At 38.1% G+C, this 16,754-nt stretch carries 13 protein-coding genes; 9 read left to right on the top strand and 4 right to left on the bottom strand.

The window, feature by feature from the left end:
- Window positions 1–9: 9 nt before the first annotated feature.
- Window positions 10–192, bottom strand: a complete 183-nt coding sequence (locus MMF97_RS14275; RefSeq protein WP_243363220.1) for a hypothetical protein — start codon at window positions 190–192, stop codon at window positions 10–12.
- 357 nt (window positions 193–549) lie between these two features.
- Between MMF97_RS14275 and MMF97_RS14270 the strand changes: the two genes are divergently transcribed.
- Window positions 550–1,383, top strand: a complete 834-nt coding sequence (locus MMF97_RS14270; protein WP_243363218.1) for a hypothetical protein — start codon at window positions 550–552, stop codon at window positions 1,381–1,383.
- A 337-nt stretch (window positions 1,384–1,720) separates the two neighbouring features.
- Complete coding sequence (locus tag MMF97_RS14265) at window positions 1,721–2,515, top strand: Cof-type HAD-IIB family hydrolase (protein ID WP_243363217.1); 795 nt, start codon at window positions 1,721–1,723, stop codon at window positions 2,513–2,515.
- Between the two features lie 2 nt (window positions 2,516–2,517).
- On the opposite strand, the gene MMF97_RS14260 is transcribed toward MMF97_RS14265, so the two are convergent.
- From MMF97_RS14260 to MMF97_RS14250, 3 genes are read right to left on the bottom strand one after another with little or no spacing between them, the layout of a single operon-like run.
- Window positions 2,518–3,396 carry a hydroxymethylglutaryl-CoA lyase gene (locus MMF97_RS14260; RefSeq protein ID WP_243363216.1) on the bottom strand — a complete coding sequence of 293 codons (879 nt, stop codon included), beginning with the start codon at window positions 3,394–3,396 and terminating at the stop codon, window positions 2,518–2,520.
- Window positions 3,368–3,817 (bottom strand): methylglyoxal synthase, encoded by a 450-nt coding sequence (locus MMF97_RS14255; protein ID WP_243363215.1) that lies wholly within the window; start codon window positions 3,815–3,817, stop codon window positions 3,368–3,370. The genes MMF97_RS14260 and MMF97_RS14255 overlap by 29 nt, the downstream gene beginning before the upstream one ends.
- Window positions 3,807–5,096: an NAD(P)/FAD-dependent oxidoreductase gene (locus MMF97_RS14250; RefSeq protein ID WP_243363214.1), complete on the bottom strand. Its 1,290-nt coding sequence runs from the start codon at window positions 5,094–5,096 to the stop codon at window positions 3,807–3,809. Before MMF97_RS14250 ends, MMF97_RS14255 begins: the two co-directional genes overlap by 11 nt.
- Before the next feature lie 204 nt (window positions 5,097–5,300).
- Here MMF97_RS14250 and MMF97_RS14245 point away from each other — a divergent pair, with 204 nt between their 5' ends.
- From MMF97_RS14245 to MMF97_RS14215, 7 genes are all read left to right on the top strand, one after another.
- Window positions 5,301–9,302, top strand: coding sequence for a DUF5977 domain-containing protein (locus tag MMF97_RS14245; protein WP_243363213.1), 4,002 nt, complete (start codon window positions 5,301–5,303; stop codon window positions 9,300–9,302).
- 11 nt (window positions 9,303–9,313) lie between these two features.
- On the top strand, window positions 9,314–12,472 hold the full coding sequence (locus MMF97_RS14240) for a DUF6443 domain-containing protein (protein ID WP_243363212.1): 3,159 nt from the start codon (window positions 9,314–9,316) through the stop codon (window positions 12,470–12,472).
- Between the two features lies 1 nt (window position 12,473).
- Window positions 12,474–12,857 carry a hypothetical protein gene (locus MMF97_RS14235; protein WP_243363211.1) on the top strand — a complete coding sequence of 128 codons (384 nt, stop codon included), beginning with the start codon at window positions 12,474–12,476 and terminating at the stop codon, window positions 12,855–12,857.
- A gap of 543 nt (window positions 12,858–13,400) precedes the next feature.
- Complete coding sequence (locus MMF97_RS14230) at window positions 13,401–14,420, top strand: RHS repeat domain-containing protein (protein WP_243363209.1); 1,020 nt, start codon at window positions 13,401–13,403, stop codon at window positions 14,418–14,420.
- The gene (locus tag MMF97_RS14225) at window positions 14,392–14,781 is read left to right on the top strand and encodes a carboxypeptidase regulatory-like domain-containing protein (protein WP_243363208.1); all 390 of its coding nucleotides are present in this window, start codon (window positions 14,392–14,394) and stop codon (window positions 14,779–14,781) included. The genes MMF97_RS14230 and MMF97_RS14225 overlap by 29 nt, the downstream gene beginning before the upstream one ends.
- Window positions 14,782–14,831: 50 nt before the next feature.
- Window positions 14,832–15,773 (top strand): RHS repeat-associated core domain-containing protein, encoded by a 942-nt coding sequence (locus tag MMF97_RS14220; RefSeq protein WP_243363207.1) that lies wholly within the window; start codon window positions 14,832–14,834, stop codon window positions 15,771–15,773.
- Window positions 15,770–16,345, top strand: coding sequence for a hypothetical protein (locus MMF97_RS14215; RefSeq protein ID WP_243363206.1), 576 nt, complete (start codon window positions 15,770–15,772; stop codon window positions 16,343–16,345). The genes MMF97_RS14220 and MMF97_RS14215 overlap by 4 nt, the downstream gene beginning before the upstream one ends.
- Window positions 16,346–16,754: the final 409 nt, after the last annotated feature.

Genomic DNA, 16,754 nt, shown 5'->3' with positions numbered 1-16,754 from the left:
TATTGTTTTTTATGGTTTTGGAGGAGTTTGACTAGTTTGACCACCTGTTCCATCAGCTCCGGTATTGTTTGTATTTCCCGGATCTTCTTCGCCGCAATTGGTTATGGTGGTATCATTAGTACTGTTTACGGTTTGACCGTTATATGAAGGGGATGCCAATCCCAATAAAATGGCGATGATTAATTGTAACATTTTCTTAAAATTTAATAATGAATAAATCCTGTAGTTGCCAGCGAAACAGATCGGAGGTAGTGCTACAATTCATATAAGAAGCGCTTCTTATATTTTTTATAAGGGAAGGGTAGTGGAGAAAAAACGGAGCTTATAAATATCTTCCCAAACCATTTACCAACGCCATTTTTTCTCTTTCTTAAAATCGGTTTTTAGTGCACTTGCGTCTGTAGCTAATAGACGCTTAAACCGATTTACGAAACAAATTTATGGGCTTAAAATGTTTGTTATCAATGAATTCCTGTAATTCAACAGAGATTCAGGAAATGCCGGAAGTATTCAGGAAAACCGTTTAATTTTACATTAAAATTCTAAATTATGATGTTTGAGAAGTATAAAAAACAGGTAAAACTGGCCTACGAGAGAAGGCAGTATGAACAGAAGCTTTCACTTAATTTAATTAAACCTTCTGCCGCTAAAATGAGAGAAGAATGTCTTATTGTAATTAATGAAAGGAGTGACCAAAAAGATGATGATACCTTAAGGTTATTTTTTGGTGCTAAAGGTGAGGCTAAAGATTATGAAAGCATTATTGCTCACGTTGACATTGACAAGTTCAGGCCTCTGATCAACTTTATTAAGGGTAAAACCTATAATCCTGATGAGAAGAATGTGGAATTGCTGGCTTGGCTCATAGATTTTAAACCCAGACCTTATGCGTTCTGGCGAAATCGCCTGAATGAAAAACGGGCAAATAAGCATGCAGAAGCATTGAGGGAAAGATTTGGCGAAGAAGAGGATGATTTTGGAGATGAAGTTTATGACAAAGAATGGATCAAAAGAAAGATCAGGAAATTTAAGATGGCCGGCTCCATGTCATTGTGTTCGTTAACTTCAGTTGTGGTAGGTGGTTTTTATGTTCATGTTAATGAGGGCCAGCAATGTATGTATTGGGAAACAGATCGTTATAAGCCGATACTGTGTAATGAACGCATTGAAGGTGTAAAAATGATTGCTATGGATCCACAAAAAATGGTTCATTTTAAAAAGATTACAGTTACAGATACGCTTACCAATTATTCTATAGGTAAGGTCTGGTACTCAAAAATAAATGATGAGGTTGAGTTTTTTACAGCAAAAGGTAGACATCCTGTACACCCCGAAGAAGTTTTAAAGCCCGCTACCCAGTATATTATAGATACTTATAAATAATACCTGCAGAACCCGTAATTTTCGCTTTTATCTTTAACGCTATATAAATTCCAGGCACTTATCTTTAAATTCAGATCAACTGAAAAAGATGCCTCTTCTTAAAAAATCACATTATTAATTAAAAGTATATCAGAGTACTTATATCTCTGTTCCGGATATTTAATTTTTTTTAAAATTAAGGGCTCTGTTTTACTGTACCGATTATTTTTAAGTTTGGACGCCTGTTTACAGAGAAGCACAGATACTGTTATCTCCTTGATAAGATTTGGACTTCTCTGTTTTTAATCTGTTCAGATGTTAGCTATTTGCAATCACATTGTGTATTTTTACCCTTAACATGCATGAACCTCTACATCAGACTGAAGCAGTTTTTTTTGATTTTGACGGAACTTTACAAGGCTTTGATACACATCAGATCAGTTCATCTACGATGCGTTCATTACATGCTTTAAAAAAGAAAGGCATTAAAATATTTATAGCTACAGGACGTAGTCTGGATGGTTTTCCAGCTTTACAGGAACTGGAATTTGATGGCTATATCTTTAATAATGGCGTAATCTGTGCTGATGATAAACGCGATATTTTTCATATTTCTTATATTGATGAATGGGATGTAAAGCAGCTTATTGAGTATTCAGTACAGGAAAAATTGGCTTTTTCTATTATGAAACTAGGGCATTTTTCTATTAACCATGTAAATGATTATGCAGAACAGGCTTTTAATTTTTTAAATATTCCTGTTCCGGAAATTGCTGATCCTTCGTTATTGCGTACAGATGATATTACACAGCTTAATATTTTTGTTGATGAGGATAAAGAGCATTTTGTGGTAAATACGGTAATGCGTAATGTAGAAAGCTCAAGATGGATGCCTTATTTTGCAGATATTAATCCCAAAGGTTTAAACAAAATGGCTGGAGTTGCTAAAATGGCCGAACGTTTTGGCATAGATCTTAGCAAGACCCTAGCTTTTGGCGATGGAGGAAATGATAAGCCCATGCTTGCAGGTTGTGGTTTTGGTGTTGCAATGGGAACAGCCAGTACAGATGTTAAGCAAGCTGCCAATTATGTAACTCACTCTGCTGATGAAGATGGGGTTTACAAAGCACTTAAATACCTGAAACTGCTGTAAAGCTACATAAATATCTGTCCGGTAAAAGCTATGGCTTTAGATAAGTACACATGATCAAGTTGGAGTACTTCTTTTTTTTCTTCCAGATAATAGATTACATCTTCGGTTGCAATATTGCCGGTAAGATCATCCTTAGCCATAGGACAACCGCCGTATCCTTTTAATGCACTGTCAAAACGCTTACAGCCCGCCATATAGGCTGCGTTAATTTTTTCTATCCGCGTTTGCGGTGTACTGTGCAAATGAACACCTATTTCTGTACGATCAAATCTTTTGATCAGAGGAGGTAAAATATGTGTTATTTTTTCAGGGGTAGATACGCCAACTGTATCGGCCAGTGAAAGAATCTGCGCACCTTTGCTGACAAGGATATCAGTCCATTTTTCTACAATCTCAATATTCCACTCATCGCCGTAAGGATTACCGAAACCCATTGATAAATATACCACAGCTGTTTTATGGTGCTTATGGCAAAGGTTAAGCATTTCTTCTACCGTAACGAGAGACTGCGTTATGCTACTGTTGGTGTTGCGTTGCTGAAAAGTTTCTGATATGGAAAAAGGAAAGCCTAAATAACTAATTTCAGGATGTTGTACCGCATCTTCAACACCTCTTAAATTCGCTACAATAGCCAGTAATTTTGTTTGTGTGTTGTCTAAATCAAGAAGCTCCAAAACTTCTCTGGTATCACGCATTTGCGGAATGGCTTTGGGAGAAACGAAACTTCCGAAATCTAAAGTATCAAACCCTGCTTTTAACAACAGGTTGATGTACTCGGCCTTGGTTTGCGTAGGTACCCAGTTATGTAAACCCTGCATAGCATCACGAGGGCATTCAATTAGCTTAATAGAATTATAATTTTCTGTTTTTATAGGCGTCATAATCTGTAAGTTCTGCTTTATAGGTATTTTGCATAAATGGCGATGACATAATGAAATCGGCAGTAGCCACATCGCAGGCCATAGGTATATTCCAGACAATACCTACTCTTAACAAGGCTTTTACATCAGGATCATGTGGCTGCGCTTCCATAGGGTCCCAAAAGAAAATCAAAACGTCTATTTTACTTTCGGCAATGAGTGCCCCAATTTGCTGATCGCCGCCTAATGGGCCGCTAAGTAATTTCTGTACAGGTAAATTTAAACTCTGCTCAACCAGTTTTCCAGTAGTTCCGGTAGCGATCAGGTCATGATCTTTTAACAGGTCTCGGTGCTTATCTACCCACCGTAATAAATCATCCTTTTTATGATCATGCGCAACTAAAGCAATGGTTTTGCGTGCTGAGAGTTCTTTATATATCATTCGAAGTGTTTTCTAAATTTTTCTTTTTATACGGACGTATAATTAAGCGTGTGCCCCTGTCGTAGCTAAAATAACTCCAAACCCAGTTTACAAAGACTACAAGCTTGTTTCTGAAACCCACAAGGGTCATCAAATGCACAAACATCCATGCAAACCATGCAAATACACCTTGAAAACGTACTTTCTTAATGTCTACTACTGCACGGTTACGGCCAACCGTTGCCATAGAGCCTTTGTCAAAATATTCAAATGCTTTAGTTGGTTTATTTTCCAATATCGCTAAAAGATTTTGAGCCAGTTGTTTGCCCTGCTGTATGGCGGCAGGAGCTACGCCGGGATGTCCGTTAGGGGTTTGGTCAGTAATCATTGCGGCTACGTCGCCAATGGCAAAAATATTTTCATAGCCTTCTACCTTATTGGTTACATCTACTTTAATTCTGTTGCCTCTAACTATAGCATCGGGATTTAAGCCTTCTATAATTGCACCTTTTACACCTGCACTCCAGATTACTGTTGATGAATGAATCTGTTTTCCTTCGCCCAACACCAATGTTTTTCCATCATAAGATTGTACACGGGTTTCGGTATAAACCGTAACGCCCATTTCTTCCAGAAACTGCCTGGATTTTTCCTGTGCCTGAACAGACATGGCCGATAAGAGGGCAGGAGAGCCTTCTACCAGATAAATGTTTACTTTTTTGAGATCTAGCTCAGGGTAATCATTTCGTAAAACATGTTTTTTAAGCTCGGCAATTGCGCCAGCAGTTTCTACTCCTGTGGGGCCTCCGCCAACTACTACGAAATTTAGCAAAGCAGCTTCTTGCTCTGGTGTTTCAGCAATTAATGCGGCCTCCAGATTTTGTAAAATCATACTGCGAAGATTTAAGGCTTCGGGTATGGATTTCATGGGCATGGCATTGTATTCTATTTCACTCTGCCCAAAAAAGTTGCTGGTTGAGCCGGTAGCTATGACTAGGTAATCATAGTCAATATTGCCAATGGTGGTATTTAATCTGTTTTTTTCAGTATCTATTTTTTGAACCTCGGTTACTCTGAATTTAAAGTTCTTTTGTCCCTTAAAGATTTTTCTGATAGGAAAAGCGATTGAATCTGCTTCTAAACCGCCTGTGGCTACCTGGTATAAAAGAGGTTGAAAGGTATGGTAATTGTGCTTGTCTAAAATGAGTACATCTACATTTGTATTTTTAAGCTTTTTAGCCAGTTCTATCCCCCCAAATCCTCCGCCAACAATTACGATTTTTTTTCTGCTGTTTTCCATATTTATGTAACCGATAGGGGTGAGCTTTAGTTTTTGTAAATATAAGAAGATTGCGGTATAAGACTACCATTGAGGTATATTGTATGATGAATAAATTTTTCAAAAATAGTTTAAGGTTATTGAAAGAATAAATTTTACAGCGAGTAATCATAATAAAACTAAAAAGAATAATTTTAGCTTTGCACAACCAAGCAAATTTTAAGAATGACCCTTTATTTAAAAGCAAATAGTTTTGTTAAGAAAGCTATTTTAATTTTCTGCTGTATATTGGTATGCAAAGTTGGCTTTACACAGGGAGGCGGGCAGCAATCTATTAATGCACCTGCTTTAACAGCTGTTCTTTCGCCTGCCCCCAATGCTTATGAGTTAACTAAATATAGCGGATTATCAATAAATGCTTCTACAGGTGGTTTTCAAACCGCTATTCCTCTTTCAAAACTTAAAGTTGGTACAATAGAACTGCCCATAAGTTTATCTTATAATTCGGGAAATGGCATAAAAGTAAATCAGATTGCAACTCGTGTGGGTATGAGCTGGAATTTGGAGGCTGGTGGGGCTGTTACACGAACGGTAATGGACAAAGCAGATGAATTATATAAAATGCTTACTGCTCCGGCAAATTTCAGAGAAGGTAACTTTAGTCAGGATAGTTATAATTATTTAGATAGTGCTACAAGAGGTGCGTATGATACACAATCAGACCTGTTTAGTTTTAATTTTAATGGTTATTCAGGTAAGTTTTATCTGAAACCAAATCATGTAACAGAGGTTGTGCAGCTTGCCGCTTCACCGTTGAAAATTGAAACCAATTTTTACGGGCATAACAGCGGAGACTGGACTATTAAAATCACAGATCCTGCAGGTACTCAATATTACTTTGGAGGTAGTAAAGCTACTGAAAAAAGTAAAACATCTTCTTTTAATTGTGGCAAGAATTACGATGCATATATACCTACTGCATGGTATTTAATAGCTATAAAAGGTGTAAAAGGCGAATATATTGACTTTGAGTACAGCAGTTGTACTTATGATTATTATGCAGATATTAGTGAAACATTAATTAGAACTCCATCAACTACCCTGCTTCAGAGTTGTGCTGGCGATAATTGTCCTCAACGTAATGAAAGCCAGATTTGCCCTAATAATCTGAGTACAAAAGGAGTAATTTTACAAGGAATTTACTCTAAGTTTTCAGAAGTAAAATTTAATTATAGTACAAGATCAGATCTGATAGGCGACTTTCTTCTTAGTTCGGTAAAATATTATAAAAAAGATATTATAGATACCTTACAAAAACAGCTCTATAATAATTATGATCTTGAATATGTATATAGTTCAAATTCTGATTACTATAATTTTATGGGTAACGGATATTATTTGAATGACCGGGCCTTTTTAAATAAAGTTACCCGTTCGCTGCCCGGTATTACACCTCAGGAATACAAAATAAGTTATTATAATATTAACAGTCTTCCATCGCGTTTATCATTTGCACAGGATTACTGGGGTTATTTTAATGGTAAAAATAATACGCATTTAATACCCACGGGTAAAGCAGAACATTCTGCTCTATTTGGGGTTTTGGCTGATCGTTCACCAAATGGCTCTGTTTCCTATTATGGTTTAATGAGTAAAATCGTTTATCCAGGTGGGGGTACTGATAGTTTGGAGTATGAGCCGAATACTATTTTTGAAAATCGCTATTTTCCGGCATCTTCCAATATGGTAAATCAAAGAGTACAGGGAACAGGAACGAAAGATCCTGTGTTTTATACTTTGAGCTTTTCATTAGATGAAGCAAGGAATGTTAATTTTAACCTGAGTTGTAGTTATAGTGGTATAGGAGTTAATGATCTTATACATCAATATTCGGCTTTAGAAATAAGAGATGCCAATTATAATTTAGTGTATAACTATGCCTTAAAAATTGATACTTCTTATTCGGGAAGCATTACGCTTCCAAGCGGAAGTTATACTTTAAAATGGGTATCTTATGGCCAAGCGGCGGTAGGAGACCTCAGCTTTATATATCAGCCTGAAGGATATTATGCATGGGGTAATTATGAGGTAGGAGGTGTAAGAGTAAAACGAAATATAACCATTTCCACAATTGGTTCGGTTTTAAAGAAGAAAATGATTTATGCTTCACTTGAAAATCAAAACCAGTCTTCAGGTAAGATAAGGAGTTATGTTAATACAGGATTGTATTATTCCAATTTGAGAGATGCCAAAGTATGTTATGTTTTAGGATACCCGATAACTGTGTTTTGCGATTACCGCATTGCATATTCAAAGCCCATTAATGATTTATCTTATCCTTCTGGTACACATATTTATTATAGTGATGTAATAGAACTAAAGGATGACAGCTGGGATTATGGAGGAAAAAGCAGGCATTTTTTAGGAGGAGAAGGATTAAATGCGCAAATATTGTTTGGAAATAACACAATGTTCGCTGTTCCCATTTCAAATTCAAGTTATGAGATAGGATTAGAAAATATAGAAAAGGACTTTATTACAACAGGTTCGTTAGGAGGAAATTATACGTATAAAACCGTTAAAGAAATAAGAAAGAACTTTATTATAGATACAAGAGTTAATGAAGAGGCAAGTAATTATGTAATAAAGTCTAATTATACGCCTGCTATAACTTATAATCCGCCAGATGAAACCCAGTTTGCACCTTTTGATGTTCAGATGTTTAATCACAGAGCTATATGGATATATGTAGATACTGTAACTACCACAGAATATGATCTGGAAGGCAACAATCCTATACAAACACAGCAATTCTATACTTATAATAATATAAAGCATTATCAGCCAAATGAAATCAGTTATGTGAACAGTTTAGGAGATGTACGGACAGAAATTAAGAAATATCCACATGAAATGTATGCTTTAACAAGTCAGCCGGTTTATCAGCAGTTGATCCAACAGAACAGAATAACTGTTCCATTAGTAAATACATTTAAAAATAACCTCACCCATATTCAGACAGATTCTTTGGTATATGGGCAATGGTCAGGTAATATATATGAACCGCAGAACATCTATTTTCGCACACAAAATAATACGGCCGAACCTTTTATAACTTATCATGCATACGATACAAAAGGGCATTTGCTTAGCCAGTCCAGAACTAATGGATTAAAGTATGTTTACCTTTATGGTTATAGAGAAGAACTTCCAATTGTTCAGGTACAGAATGCAGCAATAAATGAGATTTTCTTTGAAAACTTTGAAGATAATTCAACTGCTGCACTTTTAAAAGGACATACGGGCTTAAGGTATTATGCAGGAAGCTATCAGGTTAACTGGGCCAAGCCAAACAATAAAGATTACCAGATAAGCTATTTTTACTTATCAGGAGATAAATGGTATTATAAAGTAATACCTTATACTTATGGCATGGTGCTAAGCGATGGTTCTGGCATAGATGATATAGCGGTTTATCCTGTTGATGCTTATATCAAAAGCTTTACTTACGATCCTGTGTTTGGCGTAACGGGAATTGTGGACGAAAAGGGATTTACCACTTCTTATGAATATGACGTATATGGGCGGTTAATAAATATCAAAGATCATAATGGCTATATTGTCAAGAATTATGTGTATAACGAAACCGGAGAACCCTATGTTATTTACTATAATACCCTAAAATCACAGAAATTTACTAAGCAATGCACTATTGGGCAGGGCAGTGAAGAAACGTATGTTGTATCAGCAGGGAAATATAGTTCAACTCTTAGTCAGGCAGATGCAGATAATCAGGCTTTGGCCGATATTATAGCCAACGGCCAGACATATGCAAATTTGAATGGCATATGTACAATGCCTAAAATCAGTCTTGTGTATACTAATAGCACAAAGATTAATCCAAGTACAAGCCAGCGAAGCGGAGGTGTACAAACCTTAATATTCAAAGACACAAGCAATAATGTAGTATATACCTTTACCGAAGCACAGCTTGTAGCAGGGGCTAGTATAGACGCAGGTACTTATAATTTGCAGATCGATACCTATGGTACCATTGCAGGTTTCCCTAATTTTTACGGTTGGAACAATTTTAAACTAATAGATTCTCTAAATAATGTATTAAATACAATTTATCATAATGGAGCGAGCAGTTATACCCAAAATGGAGTATCAATTAGCGGATCAAAATTTACCATTATGATTGATTGGATTGACACAATAGAATAAAACAAAAAACGATGCGACGCAATCTCTTAATTTTTTTGCTGATCCTGAGCGGTTTAAGTTACGGACAGACACCCAGCACAAACCAGAACCATGTAATGGAGACGGTGGTGAAGGTACCGGGCAAGACCACCATCAGCTCACTGAACGGGCTGCCGGTAAGCCAGGCCAACCGCACCATCCAGTATCTTGACGGGCTGGGCCGTCCCCTGCAGACGGTACAGTGGCAGGGAAGTGCCACGGGCAAGGACCTGGTACAGGTATTCGAATATGATGCCCTGGGCAGGGAGGTGAAAAAATACCTGCCCTATGCCGAGCAGACCGCTACCGACGGCAGTTATAAGCCGTCAGGCATCAGCAGCCAGCTGAACTATTATACAGGACAGGCCACGGGCAGCAGCATCAAGGCCACCGGCAGCCCCTTCAGTATTACGGTATTCGAGGCCAGCCCTCTGAACAGGGTAGAAAGACAGGGCTATCCCGGGGCAAGCTGGCAGCCTACCGGCAATACCGGCACCGAGCATACCGGCAGGCTGAGCTACGGCATCAATAACAGCGATACCAATTATGGCACCACGGGCCATGCGGTGAGGCTTTACAGGGCCACAGCAGGTACGGCCAGCTATACCCGCACCCTGATCAGCCCGGGCTACTACAGTGCCGGCCAGCTGTACCTTACCATCAGCAAAGATGAGAACTGGCAGGGCAGCGACGGCAAGGCCGGGACCACCGAAGAATACAAGGACAAGGAAGGTAGGGTAGTGCTCAAGCGGGCCTTCAACTACAAGGCCGGCCAGATCGAAATTCTGAGCACCTATTATGTATATGACGACTATGGCAACCTGAGCTATGTGCTGCCACCGGGAGCCAATGCCGATGCAAATGTCCCTACCCAGGCCCTGCTGGACAACTACTGCTACCAGTACCGTTACGATGCCAGGAGAAGGCTGGTAGAGAAGAAACTGCCCGGCAAGGGCTGGGAGTACATGGTGTACAATAAGATAGACCAGCTGGTACTGAGCCAGGACAGCAACCAGCGGGCAAAGAGCAGTCCCGAGTGGCTGTTTACCAAATATGATGCCTTGGGCAGGACTATTATGACAGGGATACTGAACAGCAGCGGAAGCAGGATAAACCTGCAGGCAGCGGTAGATGCAGAAGCCGATGGCACCAGCCCGGACTACCCTCTGTGGGAGAGCCGCACGCCCGGCAACGACTACAGCAATACGGCCTATCCCCGTAGCTATACTTCCCAGCTAACGGTGAACTATTACGACGACTACAGCTTTCCCGGAAACAGCTTTGGCGGGCCAACAGGCAGCCAGGCAAGCGGCGGTAAAGTACAGAGCCTTTTAACAGGCAGTAAAATACAGGTACTGGGCACCGGTACCCAGCTGCTCACCACCCATTACTATGATGAAGAGAGCAGGGTGATCCAGATCAAAAGCCAGAACCATTTAAGCGGTACCGATATAACCGATAACACCTACAACTTTGACGGCAGCCTGAGCAGCAGTACCCGTACCCATACGGCCTACAGCGCCACTACCACCATAGCCACCGCTTATGACTATGACCACATGGGCAGGAAGCTCAGGACCAGGCAGCAGATCAACGGCCAGCCCGAGGTTACCCTTTCAGAATATGTGTACAACGAGCTGGGGCAGTTAAGAGAGAAGAAACTGGCCGATGGCAGGCAGAGCACCACTTACAGCTACAACGAGCGTGGCTGGCTGACCAAGAGCAACAGCAGCGAGTTCAGCATGGAGCTGAAATACGACAACGGCAGCTATCCGCAGTACAACGGGAACATAGCAGACCAGGCCTACACCAACAGCAGCGGCAACAGCTTCACCTACCAGTACGACAGGCTGAACAGGCTGACAGCGGCAGCGGCCACAGGTATGAGCGAAGTGATCAGCTATGATGTGATGGGGAATATCACGAGCCTGGATAGGGACAATGCCGGGGCAAAGACCTATAACTATACCAACGGCAACCAGCTGCAGAACATACCGGGGCTGACCGGTACAGACTATCAGTACGATGGCAACGGCAACGCGACCACCGATGGCAGGAACGGCGTAACCCTGAGCTATAATTACCTTAACCTGCCGAGTACGGTAACGGGACCGGTCAATATCACCTATACCTACGATGCCACGGGCAGGAAGCTGAGGAAAACGGCCACGGGCAGCAGCACCACCACAACTGATTATGTAAATGGCATCCAGTACACCAACGGTGCGATAGACTTTATCCAGACCGGGGAGGGCAGGGCATTGAACAGCGGCGGCAGCTATACCTACCAGTACAATCTTACGGACCACCTTGGAAATGTAAGGGGAAGTTTCGATATTTATAACAATGCTGTGCGGATGCTGCAGCGAGATGATTACTATGCCTTTGGCAAGCGTAAGGAAGTACAGTCTGGCGGCACAAACCGGTACCTTTACAACGGTAAGGAATTGCAGCAGGAACTGGAGCAGTATGATTACGGTGCGAGGTTCTATGACCCGGTGATTGGTAGATGGAATGTAATCGATCCGCTTGCAGAGATATATGAAGATCTTTCTCCGTACAATTACGCTTTTAATAATACTGTTAGATTTACTGATCCTGATGGAATGAGGGTTGAGGATAAAATTGATCCCCCCGAAAAGAAGCCTATAGAATTAAAGGAAGTAAAAATTACCGCCAAACCAAGTATAGCGAAAGCAGCGGGAATGATTTTATTGGCTACGGGTGCTAGAACTGGTGTAGCATGGGGTATTTCGGGTGCAGATCCTGAGCCTATAACAAAGACTATTCTTACAGTGGGAACTGCTCTTTATAGTATTTATGTTATAGGAAATGAGATTTATAAATATAACAAAGCATCTGTAAATTCGGAAAAAACGGTTGATGATTTAAAGGAAGATGCGAAACACGAGAATAAAACTGGAAATGGAACCGATGTTTATAGTAAGGAGGGAGGATTAAAGCAAGCTGAAAATGATTTTGACGATATAGTAGTTCCAGGATCAGCAAAACCTATTGCGAATGGAAAAGTTGGCAAAACCGCTGACGGAAAAACGGTGAATGTTAGAAATAAAAGTTCAGACGGGAGACCAACTTTGGAAGTATATAATCCTAATACCCGGCAGTCAGAAATAAAGATTAGATATAAATAAAATGGAAATTGATAACTATGAATTGTGGAGGCCGATAGCTGATCTTCCGCAATCACCTTATTTCTTTGAGTTGCATCATGCTACAGGAGAATTGATAATTCTGTTGAAAGAATTTGACAACCCCGATAAAGCATTAAAAATAAAGTTTACTGGAGTAATTGGATATCGAGTTGTAAATGAGGCCGGCCGACTCATAAGTTTAGATAATCCTTCACTTTCTACATTTTGTAAATCGACAAATACGCGATTTTTAAAATGGATTAAAGAAGAAAGCAGTGGTATATTTGAAGATTTTGAATTAGTCCATTATGTAATCTGTAACTCTGATAATATAATTGATATTATCAGCGGCCCCCCTGTTATAGTTGAGTGGCAAATGATGTAAGAGTCATTAATCTTTTAATACCTGCAAGTTGTGTTTTTGGGTACCCAAAAACACAACTTGTCTTCTGCTGATGGATACTACAATGTTTACACGGTATAATCTGTGTTGCCCCAGAATTCGACTTTTTTTTTAAGGTTAGAAATCCAAAATATAAAAAAGGTACAGTAGTCACAATTCAGGACGGGAAACCTTCTGAGCAAACAGATGCTTTGGTGTATGACATAAAGTTAGACTATAATGTTTTTGTAAATGCAGATGAATATGAAGCGAAAAAGTTGTTATCTATAGAGCTTTTAAAATCATTTGCTGTTTTTAATTCTATGAAAATAAAATCCTTTGATAGAGAGAGCTTTGAAAGGGATATGTCTTGTTATTTGAAGATATAAGAGTATGGTTTTTCATTTTGTTAAACCTATATCTTGATAATTCCCATTTGGCGCAAGTCTTGAGTTTCGGGATTGAGAGCAGAGGATTTGTGCCTGTTAGTATTTACTTTTATTATTATGTATTTAGATTGAGTAATATAAAGGTAAAGCACATTATGTGGATGGGATCCAGTACACCAATGGTGCGATAGACTTTATCCAGACTGAAGAGGGCAGGGCACTGAACAGTGACGGCACTTACACCTACCTGTACAACCTTACAGACCACCTTGGAAATGTAAGGGCAAGTTTCGATATTTATAACAATGCTGTGCGGATGCTGCAGCGTGATGATTACTATGCCTTTGGCAAGCGCAAGGAAGTGCAATCAGGCGGCACGAACCGGTACGTGTACAACGGTAAGGAATTGCAGCAGGAATTGGAACAATATGATTACGGTGCAAGGTTCTATGATCCGGTTGTTGGAAGATGGAACGTGGTGGATCCCTTGGCAGAGAAGTACTTTAATTTCTCTCCTTACAATTATGTAGCCAATAATCCTATAAAGTCTATTGATATAGATGGTCGTGATTATGTAGTTATAATAAATCATAATCATCAAACAGTAACAATAAAGGCTACTTATTATACGCAAATAGGTGATAATCGTTCAAAAATGTCAGCTGAAATTTCCACTCAATTTTGGAATGATCAGAGCGGGAAATTTACTTATGAAATAGGAAAGGGAAAATCAGCAATACAATATAAAGTAAATTTTGACCTTAATGTAATGGAGATAACTGATCCTCTTTATCAAACTAATATGGATCGACTTGATAATGATGAAATAAAATTTACTCAATATGACGCAAGTAATGTTTATGGAATTGTATCTGATAGTAATTTGCCTGAAAATACAAATGGAAGCACTAGATCAGGAGCATTAATAAAAGTAAAGAAATCTCGTGAGGTTTCTGAAACAGGAGCTCATGAAATAGGACACTCTTTAGGCCTTGAGCATTTTGATTCTGGGTTAATGACTGAAACAAGTAGTGAAGTAGGGAGGAGGAGTAAAATATTAAAACAAAATTACATTAGACAAATTATAAAGAATGCTAAAAAACAAAGCAGCGATGCTAAAGGTAAAATCATAAATATTTCAAAACAAGATGAAGAAGATAATAAAAACCAACAATAAAATACTTCTTTTAATTCTCTTTTTATTTTTGGCAAACAGTTGCTCACAAAAAATACAATTTAAAAGCAATTATAGTATTAATAGAAATGAAGATAGCCAAAGCGGTATTAGAGGTATTATAAAAGCAAGAGAAAATAATCAGCCACTGGAATATGCTTTTGCAAGGATTGTGAGTAATGAATTTAAGAAAGATATAAGAACTGATAAAGAGGGTAACTTCAATATTGATCTAACCCCCGGAGAATATAGCGTCGAATTTATAAGTGTTGGGTTTAAACAGTTATTCATTAAAAAGGTACATGTTAAATCAAATGAGAGGATAACTTTTAAAGTTTTTCTTGGTTCTAGTATTATTTATTGAGGTGAACAGTTCGGATTACATAAAGCCTTATTTATAACAATGCTGTGCGGATGCTGCAGCGGGATGATTACTATGCCTTCGGAAAAAGAAAGGAAGTGCAATCAGGCGGCACGAACCGGTACCTGTACAATGGCAAGGAGCTGCAGGAGGAGCTGGAACAGTATGATTACGGCGCAAGGTTCTATGATCCTATAATCGGCAGGTGGAATGTGGTAGATAAGAAAGCTGAGCTGTATTTTCAGATAACACCCTATGCTTACGCTGCTAATACGCCCACAAATGCTATTGACCCAGATGGTCATTTAGTGATTTTTATTAATGGACAACATGGAGGAAGTGGAGGCTCATATAAGTATTGGGGGGCTTTTGCTGATAAGGTACAAGCCCATTTTAATGATTATCCTACTGCTCAACAAGTAAAATATCAATATTATGATGGAGCTCTTGGAGGGTGGAGTAGTACTTTTGGCTACCAACGAACTCTAAATACTATGGTAAGTAGTCGATTTGATGAGGGACGTAAAATGGGAGAAAAAAATGCAGAAGCTATAATCGCTTCTTTGACTCGAACGAATGGAGTTATTACAGAAAGCCTAAAAATTGTAAGCCATAGTATGGGAGGGGCTTATGCTAAAGGTTTTGTAAAGGCAATCGTAGAATATGCAAAAGCACATCCAGAGCTATCTAATGGGTTACGTATTAGTGAATTTGATTTTGATCCTTATCAAGCTGGCTCCTTGTCAGCAGAACCCAAGGTACATACAGAACAATATACTCATAATGGTAAAAAGAAAAGCTCTTGGTGGAAATTTTTTGATAAAATTGCTGATGAAAAGCAGAAAGGATTAGATGATAAAGAAAATGGAGATAATAATTTATATAGAGAGGATCCGAAACAAGGTAGCCACAGTATATCTTCATTTATACAGGACATAAGTGGAATGGAGGAAGGTACATATAAATTTAAAAATGGTCATTGGGTAAAGCTATGAAAAAATCAACGTTTCCTATAATAGGAATAATAATATTATTATTTGGATTAATATTGGGTTCATGTAATAATAAATCAACATCAGAACGATATAAATATCAAGTAAGCTTTAGCACTATTGAATATCAAAGGGATAGCTTAAACTTATCTAAAGTTTTAAATATAATGTTAAATAAAAACATAAAGCCCTTTAGACCTCCAGCTAAATATGGTAAGAATACAGATATTTATATTGATAGTATTCTTTATGGGCCTGATAAATTACGATTGGTTGTTCTTTTAATCACTAAGTTACAGGATGAATCATATGATGGTTTTTTTCTATTTTGTAAGAAAGATGATATAAAAAGTTCAATTAAAGTTTATGATGAAAGCTCATTTGGATTTATAAATTTTCAGACTTATAATGACGTTAAGAATGCCTTAAATGAATATTGTTTTAGAAGAAGAGTTACAGATCATCCATGGAAAAATAAAGAGCCTAAGTATAATATGGATGATATACGATTTTGGAGCTCTAGAGAGTTCATAGATATTACATCGGATAGTTCATTTGTACAGTTAGATAAATAGCAAATATTGCTTCATGATAATTTTTTTAAAAATATCATTGCTATGAGCGTACCATCATGATATGAATGTATTTTATTTTATTAAAACTATAATTACCGTTTCAATTTATATATTATTGGGCCTAAGTATTATTCTTTTAGGTTATGATTTAGTTAACGCAAATAATTATGAGTTAGGGATTTTTATAGTATTATTACAAGATATTGGAATAATACTATATTACTTATTGATTTTATGGGTAGTAAAAAAGATGTATATAAAGTATGGTAGTAAACCTAATCTTATTTTCATCTTTGGTATAATTATTATTGAGTTAGTACCTATTTTATATTTACTTAATAATATGGATTATTTATAAGTATTGATTTAATCTATACTTGTTATTTACTGGAATAGTGCCTCTTGCTGA

The organism is Pedobacter montanisoli (assembly GCF_022809115.1).
Classification (GTDB): Bacteria; Bacteroidota; Bacteroidia; order Sphingobacteriales; family Sphingobacteriaceae; genus Pedobacter; species Pedobacter montanisoli.
The sequence above is the reverse complement of the archived record's forward strand: the minus strand, read 5'-3'. Positions and strand labels throughout refer to the sequence as shown.

Bases quoted from the DNA above. Each gene is read 5' to 3' on its own strand.
- MMF97_RS14275 (WP_243363220.1), bottom strand. From the start codon at position 192: ATGTTACAATTAATCATCGCCATTTTATTGGGATTGGCATCCCCTTCA.
- MMF97_RS14270 (WP_243363218.1), top strand. From the start codon at position 550: ATGATGTTTGAGAAGTATAAAAAACAGGTAAAACTGGCCTACGAGAGA.
- MMF97_RS14265 (WP_243363217.1), top strand. From the start codon at position 1,721: ATGCATGAACCTCTACATCAGACTGAAGCAGTTTTTTTTGATTTTGAC.
- MMF97_RS14260 (WP_243363216.1), bottom strand. From the start codon at position 3,396: ATGACGCCTATAAAAACAGAAAATTATAATTCTATTAAGCTAATTGAA.
- MMF97_RS14255 (WP_243363215.1), bottom strand. From the start codon at position 3,817: ATGATATATAAAGAACTCTCAGCACGCAAAACCATTGCTTTAGTTGCG.
- MMF97_RS14250 (WP_243363214.1), bottom strand. From the start codon at position 5,096: ATGGAAAACAGCAGAAAAAAAATCGTAATTGTTGGCGGAGGATTTGGG.
- MMF97_RS14245 (WP_243363213.1), top strand. From the start codon at position 5,301: ATGACCCTTTATTTAAAAGCAAATAGTTTTGTTAAGAAAGCTATTTTA.
- MMF97_RS14240 (WP_243363212.1), top strand. From the start codon at position 9,314: ATGCGACGCAATCTCTTAATTTTTTTGCTGATCCTGAGCGGTTTAAGT.
- MMF97_RS14235 (WP_243363211.1), top strand. From the start codon at position 12,474: ATGGAAATTGATAACTATGAATTGTGGAGGCCGATAGCTGATCTTCCG.
- MMF97_RS14225 (WP_243363208.1), top strand. From the start codon at position 14,392: ATGAAGAAGATAATAAAAACCAACAATAAAATACTTCTTTTAATTCTC.
- MMF97_RS14220 (WP_243363207.1), top strand. From the start codon at position 14,832: ATGCTGCAGCGGGATGATTACTATGCCTTCGGAAAAAGAAAGGAAGTG.
- MMF97_RS14215 (WP_243363206.1), top strand. From the start codon at position 15,770: ATGAAAAAATCAACGTTTCCTATAATAGGAATAATAATATTATTATTT.